The 16,223-nt window shown below is 68.4% G+C and carries 18 protein-coding genes and 1 other annotated feature; of the genes, 9 read left to right on the forward strand and 9 right to left on the reverse strand.

The features are described from left to right. Nucleotides 1-13: 13 nt before the first annotated feature. Nucleotides 14-592, forward strand: coding sequence for a hypothetical protein (locus tag EZM51_RS17305; RefSeq protein ID WP_136709555.1), 579 nt, complete (start codon nt 14-16; stop codon nt 590-592). A 131-nt stretch (nt 593-723) separates the two neighbouring features. On the opposite strand, the gene EZM51_RS17310 is transcribed toward EZM51_RS17305, so the two are convergent. Beyond that, a complete protein-coding gene (locus tag EZM51_RS17310) occupies nt 724-1,227 on the reverse strand; it encodes a hypothetical protein (RefSeq protein ID WP_136709556.1) in 504 nt (167 codons plus the stop codon). Continuing rightward, a complete protein-coding gene (locus EZM51_RS17315; protein WP_136709557.1) occupies nt 1,227-1,781 on the reverse strand; it encodes an RNA polymerase sigma factor in 555 nt (184 codons plus the stop codon). The genes EZM51_RS17310 and EZM51_RS17315 overlap by 1 nt, the downstream gene beginning before the upstream one ends. A 226-nt stretch (nt 1,782-2,007) precedes the next feature. Here EZM51_RS17315 and EZM51_RS17320 point away from each other — a divergent pair, with 226 nt between their 5' ends. From EZM51_RS17320 to EZM51_RS17330, 3 genes are all read left to right on the forward strand, one after another. Next, nucleotides 2,008-2,982: a cysteine synthase family protein gene (locus EZM51_RS17320; RefSeq protein WP_169053962.1), complete on the forward strand. Its 975-nt coding sequence runs from the start codon at nt 2,008-2,010 to the stop codon at nt 2,980-2,982. A 109-nt stretch (nt 2,983-3,091) separates the two neighbouring features. Next, nucleotides 3,092-4,093: a TerC family protein gene (locus EZM51_RS17325; protein ID WP_136709559.1), complete on the forward strand. Its 1,002-nt coding sequence runs from the start codon at nt 3,092-3,094 to the stop codon at nt 4,091-4,093. Between the two features lie 17 nt (nt 4,094-4,110). Beyond that, nucleotides 4,111-4,389, forward strand: a complete 279-nt coding sequence (locus EZM51_RS17330; protein WP_136709560.1) for a helix-turn-helix domain-containing protein — start codon at nt 4,111-4,113, stop codon at nt 4,387-4,389. A gap of 42 nt (nt 4,390-4,431) precedes the next feature. Here EZM51_RS17330 and EZM51_RS17335 read toward each other — a convergent pair whose 3' ends face one another. The 4 genes from EZM51_RS17335 to EZM51_RS20665 all read right to left on the reverse strand — a co-directional run bounded on the left by EZM51_RS17335 (nt 4,432) and on the right by EZM51_RS20665 (nt 7,282). Next, nucleotides 4,432-4,818 carry a DUF2255 family protein gene (locus EZM51_RS17335; protein ID WP_136709561.1) on the reverse strand — a complete coding sequence of 129 codons (387 nt, stop codon included), beginning with the start codon at nt 4,816-4,818 and terminating at the stop codon, nt 4,432-4,434. Between the two features lie 28 nt (nt 4,819-4,846). Further along, the gene (locus EZM51_RS17340; RefSeq protein WP_136709562.1) at nt 4,847-5,617 is read right to left on the reverse strand and encodes a PspA/IM30 family protein; all 771 of its coding nucleotides are present in this window, start codon (nt 5,615-5,617) and stop codon (nt 4,847-4,849) included. Next, complete coding sequence (locus EZM51_RS17345; RefSeq protein WP_136709563.1) at nt 5,614-6,297, reverse strand: hypothetical protein; 684 nt, start codon at nt 6,295-6,297, stop codon at nt 5,614-5,616. The genes EZM51_RS17340 and EZM51_RS17345 overlap by 4 nt, the downstream gene beginning before the upstream one ends. A gap of 94 nt (nt 6,298-6,391) precedes the next feature. Next, nucleotides 6,392-7,282, reverse strand: a complete 891-nt coding sequence (locus tag EZM51_RS20665) for a CocE/NonD family hydrolase C-terminal non-catalytic domain-containing protein (protein WP_349236073.1) — start codon at nt 7,280-7,282, stop codon at nt 6,392-6,394. Between the two features lie 907 nt (nt 7,283-8,189). Between EZM51_RS20665 and EZM51_RS17355 the strand changes: the two genes are divergently transcribed. From EZM51_RS17355 to EZM51_RS17375, 5 genes are all read left to right on the forward strand, one after another. Beyond that, nucleotides 8,190-9,554, forward strand: coding sequence for a serpin family protein (locus EZM51_RS17355; RefSeq protein WP_136709565.1), 1,365 nt, complete (start codon nt 8,190-8,192; stop codon nt 9,552-9,554). An 89-nt stretch (nt 9,555-9,643) separates the two neighbouring features. Next, nucleotides 9,644-10,483, forward strand: a complete 840-nt coding sequence (locus EZM51_RS17360; protein WP_136709566.1) for an alpha/beta hydrolase — start codon at nt 9,644-9,646, stop codon at nt 10,481-10,483. A 71-nt stretch (nt 10,484-10,554) separates the two neighbouring features. Beyond that, a complete protein-coding gene (locus EZM51_RS17365) occupies nt 10,555-11,025 on the forward strand; it encodes a GNAT family N-acetyltransferase (protein WP_136709567.1) in 471 nt (156 codons plus the stop codon). Between the two features lie 231 nt (nt 11,026-11,256). Then, nucleotides 11,257-12,557 (forward strand): IS3 family transposase gene (locus EZM51_RS17370; RefSeq protein ID WP_136709568.1). Its coding sequence is split into 2 segments (ribosomal slippage): nt 11,257-11,536 and nt 11,536-12,557, totalling 1,302 coding nucleotides; the frame shifts between segments, so codons are not numbered across the junction. Further along, nucleotides 11,535-11,687: a sequence feature (AL1L pseudoknot), on the forward strand. Its footprint overlaps the gene before it by 153 nt. Nucleotides 12,558-12,586: 29 nt before the next feature. Then, complete coding sequence (locus EZM51_RS17375) at nt 12,587-13,324, forward strand: NYN domain-containing protein (RefSeq protein WP_136709569.1); 738 nt, start codon at nt 12,587-12,589, stop codon at nt 13,322-13,324. Nucleotides 13,325-13,425: 101 nt separating this feature from the next. Here EZM51_RS17375 and EZM51_RS17380 read toward each other — a convergent pair whose 3' ends face one another. The 3 genes from EZM51_RS17380 to EZM51_RS17390 form a co-directional block, all read right to left on the reverse strand. Further along, a complete protein-coding gene (locus EZM51_RS17380) occupies nt 13,426-14,325 on the reverse strand; it encodes a hypothetical protein (protein ID WP_136709570.1) in 900 nt (299 codons plus the stop codon). Nucleotides 14,326-14,409: 84 nt separating this feature from the next. Next, nucleotides 14,410-15,312 carry a nucleotidyl transferase AbiEii/AbiGii toxin family protein gene (locus tag EZM51_RS17385; RefSeq protein ID WP_136709571.1) on the reverse strand — a complete coding sequence of 301 codons (903 nt, stop codon included), beginning with the start codon at nt 15,310-15,312 and terminating at the stop codon, nt 14,410-14,412. Further along, nucleotides 15,309-15,968, reverse strand: a complete 660-nt coding sequence (locus EZM51_RS17390; protein WP_136709572.1) for a type IV toxin-antitoxin system AbiEi family antitoxin domain-containing protein — start codon at nt 15,966-15,968, stop codon at nt 15,309-15,311. The genes EZM51_RS17385 and EZM51_RS17390 overlap by 4 nt, the downstream gene beginning before the upstream one ends. Between the last annotated feature and the right edge of the window lie 255 nt (nt 15,969-16,223).

Consider the following 16,223-nt stretch of genomic DNA (forward strand, 5'->3'; position numbering starts at 1 on the left):
GAGAGGAAGTCGAATGCGTCGAAGGATCGCCGCCGCCATCACTGCGCTCGCCTCAGCCGCAGCGCTCACCCTGACCGGCCCGGGCGCGGCGGTCGCCGCGCCGCCGGTGCGCGACGCCGCGAACAGCTGCTGGGTCGACGGGATCACCCAGGAGAGCCTCTGCGTCGATGCCGGCGTCGATCTCGTGGCCGAGGTGCTCAGGCAGAAGGGCGTGAAGATCTCGGCGCCCGAGGGAACCAAGATCGGCGGCAAGCCGTTCCGGGCCGCGGAGTACGAAGTCGCCGCCCGATCGAGCGTCGGGGTGCAGGCGGCCTACGTCGTCAGCATCGTCTACGAGCACATCAACTACGGGGGCGGCTCGACCGTCATCACGGGCGTGTCGAGCGGATGCTCCTACTACTCCTACGGGTACCCCAGGCTGAGCGCCATCGGGTGGAGCGGCCGGGTCTCGTCGTTCCGGAGCTTCCTCAACTGCCGCACGGCGGTGTTCGACTACGAGAACTACGCAGGGCCCGGATACGGCTACGTGGCCAACGCGAGCCAGCTCGGGAGCATGAACGACCGGGCGGATTCCTGGCGGGTCGCTCGCTAGCGGGCGACGCGACGGGGAGGAGCGGCGGCGGGGGCGCCGTCCTCGGGAGAGGGAGGGTCGGCTGGGGGCCGCCCTCCCTTTCCCATGCGCCGGCGTTCGCGTGGCGTCACGGGTCGGCACGCGGCATCCGCTCAACCGTGCCAAGGTGCGAGTCCGAGTTCGCGGCAGAGCCCCTCGCTCGGTCTCCCCTCCTCGTTCGGGAACACGGCGACGATGCCGTCGAGCCGGAGGCACGCGACGAGGTCGGGCACGTCGTAGGTCACGCCGTCCACCGGGGGCTGCGTCGCATGCGGACCGACGGCGCCGATCCGCCAGACGGCGGCGCAGAGTTCGATCGGGTCGACGTCGAGCTGCAGGACGGAACCGTCGGGCGCCTCGGCGCCGGGTGCGCCCACCCCGACGAATGGCGACGATGGGTCGGCCTCGGAGTGGCAGTACGCCGCGTTGGTGCGAAGTGCCGGGTCGGCCAGGGCGACCCACGCGGCTCCGATCCCGCCGACGGCGAGGACGCCGACCGCGGCCCCGGTCGCGACGCGGCGGCGGATGGTGCTCACGCGGTCGTGCCTGATCGCCTTCGCGACGAGCTCTCGGCCGAGTTCCTCGTATTCCGCCAGCGATGGCTCGAGATCGATCATCACCCCTCCTCTCCCAGGTAGGCGGCGGCATCCGCTCGAACCGCTGCTCGAGCGCGCCCGAGCCGGTTCCGCACGACCGCATGACTCGTCCGAAGTCGAGTCGCCGCCTCCTTGTAAGTCAGTCCTTCGACGATGCACAGCTGGAGGATCGCCCGGTCGATCGGCCCGAGCTTGGCGATCGACGCCTCGATGGCCTCGACGAATCGTCGGTGCGCGACGATCCGCTCGGGGTCGGCGCCGCCGGCGAGCTCCGCGCGGTCGCTGAGCGAGTCCGCGGATCGACGGCTGTTGTGCCGTCGCCGGTTCATGCCGAGGTAGCGCACCGAGACCAGGAGCCACGGCAGCACCGACTCGCCGTGGATCTCGACCTTCCGCCGCTTCTTCCACAGGAGGAGGAACACGTCCTGCATCAGCTCCTCCGCATCGGGGCGCGACTCGACCGTCGAGAACGCGCGCGCATAGACGATCCGGCTGTACCGCTCGTAGAGCGCGGTCAGCGCCGCGGTATCGCCCTGCGCCAGCCGGCCGAGCAGGGCGAGATCGTCAGTCGGCATGACCCTCCGATTCCTCTGTGCTCACTGAAGGATGTCTCAGCACTCGGCATCGTCTCGGATTCGCGCACGAGCAGCTGGATTCCTCGTCGATCGTGCCGCATCGCAGGGCGACCCGAGGAATCGGTCGCGGGCGATGCGTGCGACGGCCGGCCCCGGGGTTGGACCTGCGGGCAGGAGCGGCGGGCAGGAGCGGCGGGGAGTAGGCTGCCCGCAAGGAGGCTTCCTGATGAAGAGCGACTCCGGCGGCTCGGTGAGCGACGCCGGTGGCGCCACAGGCGGCTTACGCGGCGGTCTGGCGGCCGTCGGTCACACGCCACTGGTGCGGCTGGGGGCCCTGGTGCCCGAGGGTGCGGCCGAGGTGTGGGTGAAACTCGAGGGCGGGAACCCGACGGGGTCCTACAAGGACCGCATGGCGATCTCGCTCGTCACCCGCGCACTCGAGCGCGGTGACGTTCGACCCGGCGACACCGTCGTCGAGTACACCGGTGGCAGCACCGGCACCGCCCTCGCCTTCGTCGCAGGAGTGCTCGGCCTGAAGTTCACGGCCGTGTTCTCCGATGCCTTCTCCGACAGCAAGCGCCAGGCCATGGAAGCGTTCGGAGCTACCGTCCTCGTCGAGCCGAGCAACGGAGGGATGATCACCACCGAACTCGCAGAACGGATGAAGCAGCGCGCATACGCCGTGGCCGAGGGGCCCGGGCGGTTCTACGCCGACCAGTTCGCATCACCCGACGTGCGCCCGGGCTACGCGCCGATCGGCGGAGAGATCGCCGAGGCGCTCGGTGGCGACCTCGACGTCTTCTGCGCGGCGGTCGGGACCGGTGGTGCCCTGATGGGATCCCTCGACGGACTGCTTCGCGCGGGCGTCGAACCCGAGGTCGTCACCGTCGAGCCCGCCGAGTCGCCACTGCTGACGACCGGCGTCGGCGGCGCCCACCACGTGGAGGGGGTCGCCGTGTTCCCCGACCCGCCGTTCCTGGATCGATCGGTGCTCTCCGACGTGCGGGTGATCGCCCAGGACCGGGCCTTCGAGATGTGCCGCCGCCTGGCCAGGGTGGAGGGCGTGTTCGGCGGTGGATCGACCGGCCTGAACGTGTGCGCGGCGATCGATCTCGCGGTCGAACTCGGCGCCGGACATCGCGTCGTGACGATCTCGGGCGACACCGGGCTGAAGTACCTCGACGGGGACATCTACGGCTGAGGTCGCCGCGCGGTCGGGGAGTCCGATCCTCCCGATTACCTGTGAAGTTCACTTCATACACCGAGCAACACATGAAGCATGCTTCACTGGTCAGACGGGAAGGAGAATCGTGGACATCCCACTCTGGGCGTGGCTCGCCGTGCTCGCCGTCATCGTCGTCATGCTGGTCATCGACCTCGTCGCGCATCGTGAGGCGCACGAGATCGGGCTCCGCGAGGCAGCGGGCTGGTCGGTGTTCTGGGTGCTGTCGGGCCTCGCCTTCGGCGTGATCATCTGGAGCCTGTTCGGCGCCGAATTCGGACAGCAGTACTTCGCGGGATTCGTCATCGAGAAGTCCCTGGCCGTCGACAACGTCTTCGTCTGGGCGATCATCTTCGCGAGCTTCGGGGTGCCCGCGCGGTACCAGCACCGTGTGCTGTTCCTCGGGGTGCTCGGCGCCCTCGTCTTCCGGGGCATCTTCATCGCGCTCGGCGCGGTCCTGCTCGAGAGCTTCGCGTGGGTGTTGTACGTCTTCGCCGCGCTGCTCGTCGTCACCGGCATCCAGATGCTGCGGCACCGCAACGACCACGGAGACCCGACGAAGTCGCGCGTGCTGCGGGTGTTCCGTCGGTTCGTTCCGATGACCGACGCCTTCCACGGCCAGAAGCTCGTCACCCGCGTCGGTGGCGCGCTCGTCGCGACGCCGCTGCTGGCGGTGCTCGTGCTCATCGAGGTCACCGACATCGTCTTCGCCGTCGACTCCATCCCGGCGATCTTCGCCGTCACGAGCGAGCCGTTCCTGGTCTTCACGGCGAACGCCTTCGCGATCCTCGGCCTGCGGGCGATGTACTTCCTGCTCGCCGATCTCGTGCATCGCTTCGTCTACCTCAAGATCGGCCTGGCCGCGATCCTCATCTGGGTCGGCGCGAAGATGGCGCTGCACGACGTCTGGAAGGTCCCGACCACGCTCTCGCTCGGGGTCATCGTCGGCATCCTGGCGGTGACCGTCGTCGCCAGCCTCATCGCCACCCGCGGTCAGGGTCGCCGGTCGCTCGACACGTCAGCCGCGCCGATGTTCCGGGAGGCGACCGCGGAGGAGCTCGCGGGCAGCGGCCGTGCGGAGCGCCGATGAGACGCGACAATGAAGCCATGGCGCACTGGACGTTCCTCACCCACCACGCTCACGTGCTCCTCGAGGTGGCCAGGAATCCGGATGCCACGATCGAGCAGCTCGCGGCGGCCGTGGGCGTCAGTGCCCGCTCGGCGGTGACGATCCTGAACGATCTCGACGCCACCGGGTACGTCGAGCGCGAGCGCCGCGGCAGGCGGAACCACTACGTCCTCCACCGCGACCGGCCGCTGCGGCATCCGTCGAACGCCACCCACACCGTGGGCGAGCTCATCGACGCGCTGAGCGACCTCGGCTGATCGCCGCCGGCTGATCGCCGCCGACGAGGCCAGAGGGCCCGGTCAGGCCGTTGCCGGCTCGAGCCGCAGCGTCGTGGCGACGACGTCGGGCCCGACGACGGTGCCGACGATCTTCGGACCGTGGCGGTCGTACTTGGCGTGATACGCCGCGTCGAGCGACGCATGCACGTCGGCGTCGGCGCCGGGGTCCGCGAACTCGACGTCGCGCTCGATGCCGCCCGCGCGGATCCGGCCCGAACCGCTCGCCCTGGCCCGCACGAACCACGGATTGTCGGGCCCGTACGCGGAACGCACGTACAGGTCGTCGCCGACGCGCACCACCCAGATGGTGACATACGGTCGCAGCGACCCGTCGCGTCGGCGAGAGGAGATGCCGATCTCCTCGGCGTTGCCGATGAGGTCGAGCTCGTCGTCGGTCCAGGCGGTCATGGCGCGTGCTCCTCGATCCCTCGGCGTGCTACGTCGCGCTCGGCCCCTGCCCGATGCTCAGCCATTCGCCGCCGTCGCCGGTGCGCCGGGCGTCGGTCGAGCCATCCACTCCCTTCATCGCCTGGAGCTGGCGGTCGATCTCGGCCTGCGCGCTGAGCGCCGCGAGTTGGCGCTCGATGTCGGCATCGGGCGGGGCGGTCAGGTCCTTCAGCGCCCCGCTCGCGAGCATCTCGTCGGTCGCCGCGGCACGAGCCTGCATCTGCGCGACGCGATCGCGCGCACGGTCGAGGCTGGTGCCGACGTCGTCGATCGTGGCGCCGATGCCGGCAACGGCCTCGTTCGCGCGCACCTGCGCCTCGGATGCCGTGTACGTCGCCTTGATCGTCTCCTTCTCGATGCGGAACGCGGCGATCTGCTCGGACAGGCGTCGCTCGCGTTCCTCCAGCTGTGCGGTCTGCTGCTGCATCCCCGCGTACTGCTGCTGCAGCTGCGAGACCTGTCGCTCGATGAGCGACCGTCGCTCGAGCGCCGCCCGCGCGAGGTCCTCGCGCCCGTGGGCGAGCGCCTCGCGGGCCTGGTCGCCGAGGCGCTGGTAGCGAGCGCCGAGCTCCTGACCCTGCAGGTCCACCCGCTTCTTGGCCGTGGCGACCTCGGCGAGGGCCTTCCTGACCTGCTGCAGCAGCTTGACCTGCTGGTCGTAGCTGTCGTCGAGCAGTTCGCGAGGGTCCTCCACCTTGTCGAGGGCCTTGCGGGTCTTGCTGCGGAAGATGGTTCGCATCCGCGAGGTGTTGTCGCTCATGATGGGGTCCCCTTGTCTCGAACGATGGATGTCGCCGCCGACGGCGACCGTGTCGGCTCGACGCGCTCCTCTCCGCGGTTGAGTCGCTGCAGTTCCTGCACTCCGGCGTGCAATGCCGCGACCTCACGGTCGACGTCGGCATGCAGTGCGGTGAGGGTCTCGTCGGTCGAGCCCGCGAGCCCGGACGCGACGGCCGAGCGCAGTCGACGCACCAGGCCGACGACCTGGTCGACCCGATGTCCGGCCACGGGAAGATGCTCGGCCAGCACCGCGGGGTCCGTCTCGCTCTCCATCAGCCGCAACTGGAGGTCCAGCGCGACGCCCTCCTCCCGGATGCGACGGAACAGTCGTGGAAGTTCGCCTCGTGGGCCGTCGCCTCGCACCGCGAGGTCGACCGCAGCCTGGCCGCTGTCGAGTGCATCTCCGAGCCGCACGCGCAACGTGAGGACCCTCCGCTGCGAACCCGAGCTGAACCGGGCTCGAGCGCGCAGCGTCGCGCCGGCGAGCTTGCGGTTGCGACGGATGCGTCTGACCAGCGCGCGCACGATGAGGACGACCGTCACGATCGAGATGAGGCCCATGGCCAGGAGTGCGACGAGCACCCAGATGAGCACCTCCACGACGAGCACCTCCATCTTCCAGAGGCCCCTCGCGGTGAGTTCCCACCGCTGCGTCGCCATCCGGGTCGAACACGCGATATAACGCAAACCTACGCTCACTCCGGCTCGAACGTGAGGGCTCGCGGGAGATTCGCAGGACGGGAGGCCTCCGCGATCAGTCGAGGTACGGCAGGACGACCCGTGATGGATCGGCGCCGCCCAGGTGCACCCGCTGGCGGCCGTGGTTCACGGCGTCGCGATGCCGGGCGTAGACGAGCTGGGGGTAGTCCATGATGTCCCGTCCCTGCACCACCAGGACGAGCGACTCTCCCGCCTCGAAGGCGGTGCCCGAGGGCAGGATCTCGATCGTCACGCGCGTTGCCCCATCCGACTCGAGCGGCAGCGCCTGCCGGTGCGCGAGCACCGGGAGGAACGGCTCCGACCGTCGATCGTCGAGCTCCCGATGGGACACCCGCAGCCATCCGAGCGCGACGGGACCGTCCTCGAACTGGGCGTAGTGCGCGAAGCCCACCACCTCGCCGTCGGTGCCGCGCTTGAAGAGCCCGACGAACAGGTCCATGTCGTCGGCGTCGGGGGCCGAGACATTGAGTTCGGCGGTCGCGTGCCCGACCAGCACCGTGCGTTCCGTGAACGTGTGCTCGAACAGCACGCGGTGGGCGCCGATGCCGCTCGCGAGTCCGTCGTACTCGACGAAGGACTCGGCCTCGGGCGCGGTCTCGGCGAGCGTTCCCCCTTCGTCGAGGTACAGGGGCGCGTATCGCACCCCGGGAAGGGGCCAGGCATCCGCTGCGGCGACCTCGCCGCGGTCGTACGCCTCGCGCACCTCGTACAGCACAGCGGGCGATCGTCCCAGCCATTGTCGATGCCCTTGAGGAACCGGTCGAAGAACTGCCGCTGCCGCTCGACGTTCTCGGGACGGTAGTACTCGGCCCACTTCTTCCGGCCGTGGATGTCGAGCCACTTCTGCGCCGACCCCATGCGCCGGAAGCCCTCCAGGGTGCCACGGCTGTGCAGCCCTTGGTCGGACCAACTGCCGACCACCCACGCCGGCGCCTCGATGCGCTCGAGCCGGGCCGCCTTCGTCTCCCAGAAGTCGTCGAAGAATGGGTGCGCGTTCGTCTCCCGCTCGAGGTCCTCGATCTCGCCCGTGCTCGCTCCCCAGCGCTCCCAGATGTACGGCCAGAAGGATGTCTCGGGGATGCCGCCGTGCCGGGCGACCTCACGGTACGTGTCGCTCCACCCCTCCCACGGGTTGATGGCGGCGAGGTGCGGCGGGTTCAGCTCGGCGACGCGCCACTGGGAGACGGTGAGGTAGGAGACGCCCGAGAGGCCGACCTTCCCGTTGCTCCACTCCCGCGTGCCCGCCCATTCGATGAAGTCGCGGAAGTCCTCGGCTTCCTCGGGCGAGCAGTACGTGGCTGGGCCCGTGGCGTACCAGGTGCCCGGGATGTCGGTGACCACGATCGCATAGCCGTGCGGGACCCAGTAGTCGGGGTCGGGCGCCTCGAAGGTGGTCTTCGGGCCGATGTCCTCCGGCCGCACGCCGCTGTCGGGGTAGATCACGCCGATCGGAGCCGGGTTGTGCTTCCCGTACGGCGACCAGGCGATGAGGACGGGTGCCGGTTCGCCGCCGTCGGAACGGTAGACATCCGCGATCACCGTGTGTCCGGCCTCGGTCGTGACCGTGACATCCCATTCGATGATCATCCCGTCGACGCGCTGGGTGCGCGGTTCGGGCGGCCGCCCGCCGCGCGACTCGGGCGCACTGCGCGGCGGACGGAAGAGGTAGGGAGTCGACGACATCGGCGATCCTTTCGGGGTGCGATCCTTTCGCACTGCGGGCCACTCGGAGTGCGCGCCACGCTAGCAGCCGGTTCAGCGTGCCGGGAGGGCTTGCGTCAGCCCCCGAGGGATCCTCACTCGCCACGCTGACGGGGTGAGCAGGCCTTACGGTGCACGCACCAGCGAACAGGCGACCCGGCAGGAACCAGGCGCGCTCACCGCAAGGATCACCAACTCTTCGACACAATCCGTGTATGACCCGAGATGCCCCGGCCGTCGCAGAGTTCCGTGTATCTGGACACAGGCCCGCGCTGCGGGCCGGACTCGCTGTGGCTGTCACGCTCGTCCTCACCGCCTGTGGCGGGGTCGTTGGCCAGCCGGGCGGCGGCGCGGGACACACGGTGGACGCCAAACTCGCGGGCAGCCTGTCGGCCGAGGACGCTGCCGCGGCGGCCGACGGCGTCAACGCCTTCGGATTCGATCTCCACACCGCCGTCGCAAGTGATGGCGATAACACGGTCACCTCGCCACTGTCGCTGTCGGTGCTGCTGGCGATGGTGGCCGCCGGTGCCGGCGGGGACAACGCCGAGGAGATGGTCGACCTACTGGGCCTCGACGGCCCGCGGGACACACGGAATGCGGCTCTGCTCGCCGACCTGGTCGGTACCGATGACGTCACGTTGGCGATCGCGAACTCGCTGTGGGCGGCCGAAGGCCATCCGTTCGAGGACGACTATGTCTCGTTCGTGCAGGCCGCGTACGGGGCGACGCTCGATGAGGTCGACCTCGACTCGCAGGATGCCGCCGACGCTATCGACGACTGGGTCGACGAACGCACTGAGGGACGGATCGATGAGATCGCCGCGGATCTCGGCCTGCCCGACCCGCAGGCGGTGCTCGTGCTGCTCAATGCTGTGTACTTCGCGGGTACCTGGACCACCGCATTCGACGAGGCCGACACCCGGGAGACGCCATTCGCCCTGCCCGGCGGCGACGAGGTGGGGGTTCCCACCATGCATCGCATCGACGCCGAGGGGGAGACCTCCTTCGGTGATGGCTTCCAGATGCTTCGGCTTCCCTACGGCGACGACGAGCGCTTCGGCATGGAGGTGCTGCTGCCCGACGAGGACGTGACCCTCGACGAGCTTCTCGACGACCTCGACGCCGAGGTCTGGCGGAATGCGGTCGACGGCCTCGAGACGGCCACCTTCTCCGAGATCGCACTGCCACGCTTTGAACTCGCGTGGGACGCGAACCTCAACGAGGTTCTGCAATCGCTCGGGATGGTGTCTGCGTTCAGCGGCGGGGACTTCACGCCGATGTCGCCTGCAGACCCGTTCCTCGACACCGTCGTGCAGAAGACCTACATCCGGGTCGACGAGAAGGGCACCGAGGCCGCGGCGGTCACGGGCGGGGCCATGGCGTCGTCCGCACCGCCGCCATTCCGGGTCGACCGGCCCTTCGCGTTCACGGTGAGCGACCGGGAGACCGGCGCCGTGCTCTTCCTTGGCAGTGTTCACGATCCCCGCGGCTGACACGCCGTCGGGATTCATGGCAGGAATACCGCTCTCGGTGTCCTTGCAGACTCTAGGCCTGGGCCGGTGACCCGGGTCATGGTGTTCCCATGCCCGAAACCATCGAATCGAACGTCGTGCGAACCACCGTCCAGGTCGACGGCCACGAGGCCAGCTACCTGACCGTCGAGCAGGACGGCCCGGTCGTGCTGCTGCTTCACGGCACCTACTGGAGCCGGGTCTGGCTTCCGGTGCTTGGCAGTCTCGCTGAGGCAGGGCTGCGGCCCATCGCGGTCGATCTGCCCGGGCTGGGTCGCTCAGGAGGCGAGCTCAACCTGGAGACGGCCACGGTCCCGGCTCTCGCGGAATGGGTGGCGCGGTTCGCGACCGCATTGAGACTCTCCGGACCGGTGGCTGTGGTGGGCCACGACATCGGCGGTGCCGTCGCCCAGCACCTCCTCGTCCACGATCGACTGGAGGTGCCTGCGTTGGCCCTGGCCAACTCGGTCACCTATGACTCCTGGCCCGTGCCGGGCGTGGCCCGGTTCCGGAACCCCGAGGTCGTGGCTGCGACCACCGCCGGGGAAGTGCTCACCGGCCGCCGACAATCGGTGACCACGGCACTCGCCGGTGCCGCCACCGAAGCACTGATCGCCGAGTATCTCGATCCGTGGACCGACGCGCGCGTTCGCCGCTCCTGGATGGCCCTGGCGGGCGCGGCCGACAGCCGCTACACCCTCGATCTCGTTCCTGCCCTCCAGCAGTCCACGACGCCGAAACTGCTCATCTGGGGCGAGGACGATGGTTTTCAGAAGGTCGAGTACGCCGAGCGGTTCGCCAGGGAGATCCCGCACACCACACTCGTGCGCATCCCGGAAGCAGGACACATCCCCATGGAGAACGCACCCGACCGGATCGCCGGAACACTCGTCGACTTCTTCATGCGGTGAGGGATAGGCCATCGCACTTCCGCTGAAGACCCCCAACCGGGCTCTCGTCAGGCCCGTGGGAGAGTGGGGCCATGCTGGTCAGGCTTGGTGAGGAAGATTGGGCGATTTGGAGAGCGGCCCGGCTGGCGGCGCTGGCTGACTCCGTTGAGGCGTTCCCGAATGCCGCTGTGAATTGGACCGGAGGCGGCGAGGTGCGGTGGCGGGACCGCTTACTGGATGCGACCGCGCTGAAGATCGTGGCGATCGGGATCCACGAGGATCCGGTTGGCCTGGTCCGTGGAGTGCTCGACGGCGACTGGGCGTGGCTGCATTCACTCTGGGTCCGCCCAGACCATCGCCGAAATGGCCTCGGTGGCCGGCTCATTGCCGCTGTCGAGGATTGGGCTCGGCCCACAGCAGCAGGCGTCCGGCTCGAGGTCGTTCCAGGCAACAGCTCCGCCATCGCGCTCTATCGGGGCCGCGGGTACGTGACGACCGAGATGCCGGGCACGCCACTCACCGGACACGGTCGCGAACTGGTGATGGAGAAGGTCTTCAGCTAGGTCGGTGGACTTCAGTCCATGGGCGCGAATCGCCTCGCTGATATTGGGCGACTGGAGAAGTCAGCGGATGCCGGGTTCTCACCGCCGTTTCAGCAGAGCATCCGCTTGCGGCTTCCGGTGACCGACCTCAGACGGGCGGGACTGAATGTTGGGCGCTGACTGGCATGCTCATCGCATGTTGAAGCGCCCCGGGTGTGATGGAGGCTCTCAAACCTGTGAAGGATGAGAGTCATGGCAGCACCACGGAAGTACAGCGAGGAACTGAAGGAGCGGGCGACGCGGTTGGCGTTGGATGCCCGTCGCGACCCGGCGTCGAAGACGGGGGCGATCAAGCGGATCGCGGATCAGCTCGGTATCCACCCTGAGGCGTTGCGCACGTGGGTGCGGCAGGCGGAGGTCGACGGCGGTCTCGCGCCCGGAACGACGACGGTGGACGCGCAGCGGATCGCCGACCTCGAGCGCGAGGTGCGTGAGTTGCGTCGGGCGAACGAGATCTTGAAGACCGCGTCGGCTTTTTTCGCGGCGGCGGAGCTCGACCGCAAGCTGAAGTAGCCGAGGTGCCGACCGCGGTGCTCGTCGAGTACATCGACGGGCACCGCGACCGGTTCGGGGTCGAGCCGATCTGCCGCATCCTGCGTGAGAGCGGGCTGCAGATCGCCCCGAGCACCTACTACGCCGCGAAGACCCGGCCACCGTCGGCCAGGGCGGTCAGGGACGCGGAGCTGATCGTGGACATCAGGAACGCGCACAAGGCGAACCTCGGCGTCTACGGGGCGCGGAAGATCCACGCGGAGCTGAATCGCAGCGGCATCCCGGTGGCACGATGCACCGTCGAGCGGCTGATGCGGCAGGAAGGCATCCAGGGCATCCGCCGCGACAAGACCCGCCGCACCACCTTCGGTGAGAACGCGGAGACCGAGCGCCCGGAGGATCTCGTCGAACGCCGGTTCGAGGCGACCGCGCCGAACCAACTCTGGGTCGCGGACCTGACCTACATCCGCACCCACGCCGGCTGGGTCTACGCGGCGTTCGTGATCGACGTGTTCGCCCGCCGCGTCGTGGGCTGGCAGACCTCGACGAACATGCGCACCGACCTCGCCCTCGACGCCCTCGACATGGGCCTCTGGCAGCGGCAACGCACCGGCCAGGACGTCACCGGCCTCATTCATCATTCGGATCGCGGAGTTCAATATCGAGCGATTCGCTACACCGAACGCCTCGCCGAGGCGGAGGCTGTCGCTTCGGTCGGATCCAAGGGCGACAGCTACGACAACGCCCTCGCGGAGGCATTCAACTCGCTGTTCAAGGCCGAATGCATCCGCAACCCCGCGATGCGCCCGAAAGGTGGATGGGCGTCCATCCGGGACGTCGAAATCGCCGTCGCCGAGTATGTCGACTGGTTCAACCACAGGCGCCTCCACGGCGAGATCGGCATGGTCCCACCAGCCGACGCCGAGGCCGCGTACTGGGCATCCCAGCCGCCGGTCGAATACGCTCAAGAACACGTCCCCGCCGGGGCCGGAACCAACTAACCGAGCCTCCACAGAACCCGGGGCGCTTCATGTCGCTGCCGAACGACCTCCTCGCCGTCCTTGTCGACGCTGACAACGTGCCGCCTTCGAAGATCGGTGCAGTTCTCACGGAGGTCGCGAGGTTCGGCACGGCCTCGGTGAAGCGGGTCTACGGCGACTGGACCAAGCCGAACTTGAGCAGTTGGAAGCCGGTTGCCAGCGAGCACGTCATTCAGCCGATGCAGCAGTTCGCCAACACGGTCGGAAAGAACGCGACCGACAGTGCCCTGATCATCGACGCAATGGATCTGCTCTACACGCGTCGCTTCCACGGGTTCTGCATCGTGTCATCCGACAGCGATTTCACCCGTCTCGCATCACGTATCCGGGAAGAGGGCGTCACGGTCTACGGGTTCGGAGAGAGGAAGACGCCCGAAGCCTTCCGGAATGCGTGCGATCGATTCACCTACCTCGACGTGCTCGACGAGGCAGCGGAGAGCACCTCTGCATCGCCTACGCGCGTCCCGCCCCCGAAGCTGCGCGGCGACACCAAGCTCGTCTCGGGGCTGCGGACGAGCGTCACCACCGCATCGGGCGAGGACGGATGGGCGAACCTCTCGGCGGTGGGCGTGCTGATGCGGAAGCAACACCCCGATTTCGACCCACGAAACTGGGGGTACGCGAAACTCTCCGACCTGGTTCGAGCGACGGAACTCTTCCTCATCGAGCAGCGCCCCACTGGCGGATTGCGGGTGCAACACCGAAAGAAGAACGGCGCTGACGCGTGAGCGCACCGCTAGCGGCCGCGGTTCCTGAGCCCTGGCGCGGCGTGGAAGGGCGCGGGACTCCGTCGTCCATTCGTCAGGCGCGGGTCTCCGTCATCCATCCGTCAGGTGCGGGTGTCGTCGGCGGCCGACCAGCCGGCGGCGACGGCGGCCGAGATCGAGGCGAGTGCCTCCTCGACCGAATCGGCGTCGTCGGTCGTCACGCGCGACACCCGCACGCCGTGCGTCTCGGCGGCTGCGAGTGCCTGCTCTTCAGCTTCGGCGCGATGGCGCAGCACCTCCACGGTGCCCTCGACCCCCGTCGCGTTCAGGCGCCGCCCCAACCGGCGACCGGTGTAGTAGCCGATGACGTGATCGCGCCACCAGGCGGGACGCTCGGCGACCGCCCGCTCGAATGCGGCGCCTGGGTCGGAGGGGCGGAGGTGGACGACGACCGGCGACAGCGTTGCCGCGGCGTCGAGGAGACCCGTCACGAGGTCGACGCTCACCTCGATCGGGGCGTCGTCGCGTACGAGAGCGACGGTGACCGGATTCTGGATGGCGCAGCAGTCGAGGACCCACACGTCGGTTCCCGACCCGACACGGCGTACGAACTCGCGCCAGTGCGCCATGCGATGGCGGACATGCTCCAGGAGGGCGAGTTCGTAGGCGTCGTGCGCCGCCAGCGCCTGCACCATCGACGCCGGAACCGCACGGTGGTCGCGCTCCAGCACGCCGTAGCGCACCAGTCGCACGCCGGGAACCGTCGACGGCGACGCGACCGCCCGGAGCGCGTCCGCGTGGATCGGATGCGCCTCGAGGAGTGCGTCGAACGTCGCCTCGTCGACCGCGGCTACGCGCTCGAGATCGGCGGGATGGTCGACGTCACCCTCGGCGACGGCGACCACGCCGACGCGCGTACCAGCGAGGTCGGCGCGGAGCTGCTCGGCGAGGATCGCGGTCGCCGTCGTCTTGCCGGCGCCGATCGAACCCTCGATGAGGACCAGGCGAGTGGGAGGGGACATCAATCGTGGATCCTACGGGACGCCGGACAGAGGGGAAACACGAACCCCCGGGCATCTCCCGGGGGTTCTCTATGTGGTCGGCGGTCAGCCCCAGGTGAGCGATTCCGGTGACCAATTCAGGCCGGATGCTTCGTCGCGGAGCACTGGGTCGATGAAGGCTTGCATGAGCTCCCTCGCGAGCTCGACTATGCGGAAGTCGGCGCAGTAGGGCACGTCCTTCGCCTCCCTCGAGTACGCGCGTCCCCAGGCTTGCGGGATGGTCAGTTCGGCGAAGGGCGCTTGCGAGCGCACGCGGGCCTCCGCGTCGATGGCGCGCCTCAGCGCATCGGCATTCACGGTCTGCGTTTTCGCCAGGACGACGAGATCGACGAGATCCTTCTCTCGGCTCGAGGGTTTACCGCCGTACTCGGACATGGTCGCGCACACCTTGTCGGCGATCTGGTCGACGACCGGGTAGAGACGGTAGTCGTTGCTCGGAAGCCGGGGAAGGTCCAGGCGATTGGCCGGCGCCGCAACGGTGACCTCGTCAGTGACGATGACGCCGACGACGAGGTCGACGTGCAGCGGTTCCTTCCGATCGGCGCCGATGTAGACGTCGAAGTCGACGCCATACCCCTCGGTGGAGGTTTGCTGGTCGCCGCCGAGGACCGCGGTGCTTCGTGTAGACGAACGGAAGTAGTCGCCGAGGTCGATACCTGCGAGGCGGATCAGCTCTGCGAGCGCGCCGTCAAGGGTTTCGTTCGCACGGAACAGGTCGACGTCGGTGGTGCGTCGGCCCGAGGCGACGCGGGCGAGAACTCCGGTCCCACCCTTCAGGAGCCACTCGGAATCGTCGTGCTCCGAGAAGACGCGACTGAGGAAGCGCCGGAAGTACTCCTGACGGATGCGGTCTTGGGTGGACATCGACTTGTCGGCGGCGAACGCGCGACGGGCGGCGTCGCGGATGGCGGCTTCGACGGCGGTTGCACTCCTGTACGGCTCGGTCATAATTCGCGATCCATTCCGGCAATGGCGAGCAGTTGATCGAGCATCGCGGCACCGTCACCTTTGCGGTGCCCATTGCGCGCTGCCAGCGGAGCGAGGTCCGCCTCGAGCCGGCCGAGATCGAGGTCGTACTTGCGGATCGCATCGCGCAGCGCGTTCGCGACGACCGACAGGTCAGTTCGGTCCGCGACCAGGTCGGCGATGGTGCGTTCCGGAGTTGTCACCGGCAGTCCGTCGCGGATCGTGACGTCATTCTCCGATAGATCCCGTTGGCGGTAGTGGACATCGGCGCGCTGCGTCTGGCGGCGGACCGGGGTGCTCAGTTCGGCGCGGTTCGAGCGCAGGTCGCCGATGTCATGCAGCCATGCCGCAGTTTGGCCGGACACCACGACTCCGCGGTGGCCGTCGCTCAGCCGCTCGCTCGCCAGGCGCGCCGGGTCGCTGCTGAGCCATGCCGCCCGTACGTCGAGGTATGTGCCAGAAGGTGCGCCGGCGTTCTTGTAGACGCCTTGGGAGATCCGCACGAGGTCACCGGCATCAGCGAGTCGCGACAGGTCGAGTCTCGTCACGCCACGCGCGGCCGCCTGGGCCGAGGTGACCATCCCCCACTGGGAGGCTGTGACCTCGGCCAGTCCGCGAAGCGCATCTCTCGCCTTCATACTCGAATTGTATCGTTTATTGTGATACAAACCAAGAGCAGTTCAGGTAAATGGCACAGAATCCGGCATGCCAGCCCGGCATCGATCCGGTGACCTTTCGATTTTCAGTGAGCCTGGGCGGTTTTCGGCACTGTGCTTGTGGTTGCGATATCGCGCTGATCAGGGATTATTCGAGACGGTCACAGTTGGTTTCAGATGGTATTCGCGCATTTAATGGGCTCTCCTGACTGATCCGTGGGTCATGGTCGGCCTGGG

The sequence above is a fragment of the Agromyces sp. H66 genome (genome assembly GCF_004959775.1).
Taxonomy (GTDB): Bacteria; Actinomycetota; Actinomycetes; order Actinomycetales; family Microbacteriaceae; genus Agromyces.

Coding starts and splice junctions, on each gene's coding strand:
- EZM51_RS17305 (WP_136709555.1), top strand. CDS start 14: ATGCGTCGAAGGATCGCCGCCGCCATCACTGCGCTCGCCTCAGCCGCA.
- EZM51_RS17310 (WP_136709556.1), bottom strand. CDS start 1,227: ATGATCGATCTCGAGCCATCGCTGGCGGAATACGAGGAACTCGGCCGA.
- EZM51_RS17315 (WP_136709557.1), bottom strand. CDS start 1,781: ATGCCGACTGACGATCTCGCCCTGCTCGGCCGGCTGGCGCAGGGCGAT.
- EZM51_RS17320 (WP_169053962.1), top strand. CDS start 2,008: ATGAAGAGCGACTCCGGCGGCTCGGTGAGCGACGCCGGTGGCGCCACA.
- EZM51_RS17330 (WP_136709560.1), top strand. CDS start 4,111: ATGGCGCACTGGACGTTCCTCACCCACCACGCTCACGTGCTCCTCGAG.
- EZM51_RS17335 (WP_136709561.1), bottom strand. CDS start 4,818: ATGACCGCCTGGACCGACGACGAGCTCGACCTCATCGGCAACGCCGAG.
- EZM51_RS17340 (WP_136709562.1), bottom strand. CDS start 5,617: ATGAGCGACAACACCTCGCGGATGCGAACCATCTTCCGCAGCAAGACC.
- EZM51_RS17345 (WP_136709563.1), bottom strand. CDS start 6,297: ATGGCGACGCAGCGGTGGGAACTCACCGCGAGGGGCCTCTGGAAGATG.
- EZM51_RS17360 (WP_136709566.1), top strand. CDS start 9,644: ATGCCCGAAACCATCGAATCGAACGTCGTGCGAACCACCGTCCAGGTC.
- EZM51_RS17365 (WP_136709567.1), top strand. CDS start 10,555: ATGCTGGTCAGGCTTGGTGAGGAAGATTGGGCGATTTGGAGAGCGGCC.
- EZM51_RS17375 (WP_136709569.1), top strand. CDS start 12,587: ATGTCGCTGCCGAACGACCTCCTCGCCGTCCTTGTCGACGCTGACAAC.
- EZM51_RS17380 (WP_136709570.1), bottom strand. CDS start 14,325: ATGTCCCCTCCCACTCGCCTGGTCCTCATCGAGGGTTCGATCGGCGCC.
- EZM51_RS17385 (WP_136709571.1), bottom strand. CDS start 15,312: ATGACCGAGCCGTACAGGAGTGCAACCGCCGTCGAAGCCGCCATCCGC.
- EZM51_RS17390 (WP_136709572.1), bottom strand. CDS start 15,968: ATGAAGGCGAGAGATGCGCTTCGCGGACTGGCCGAGGTCACAGCCTCC.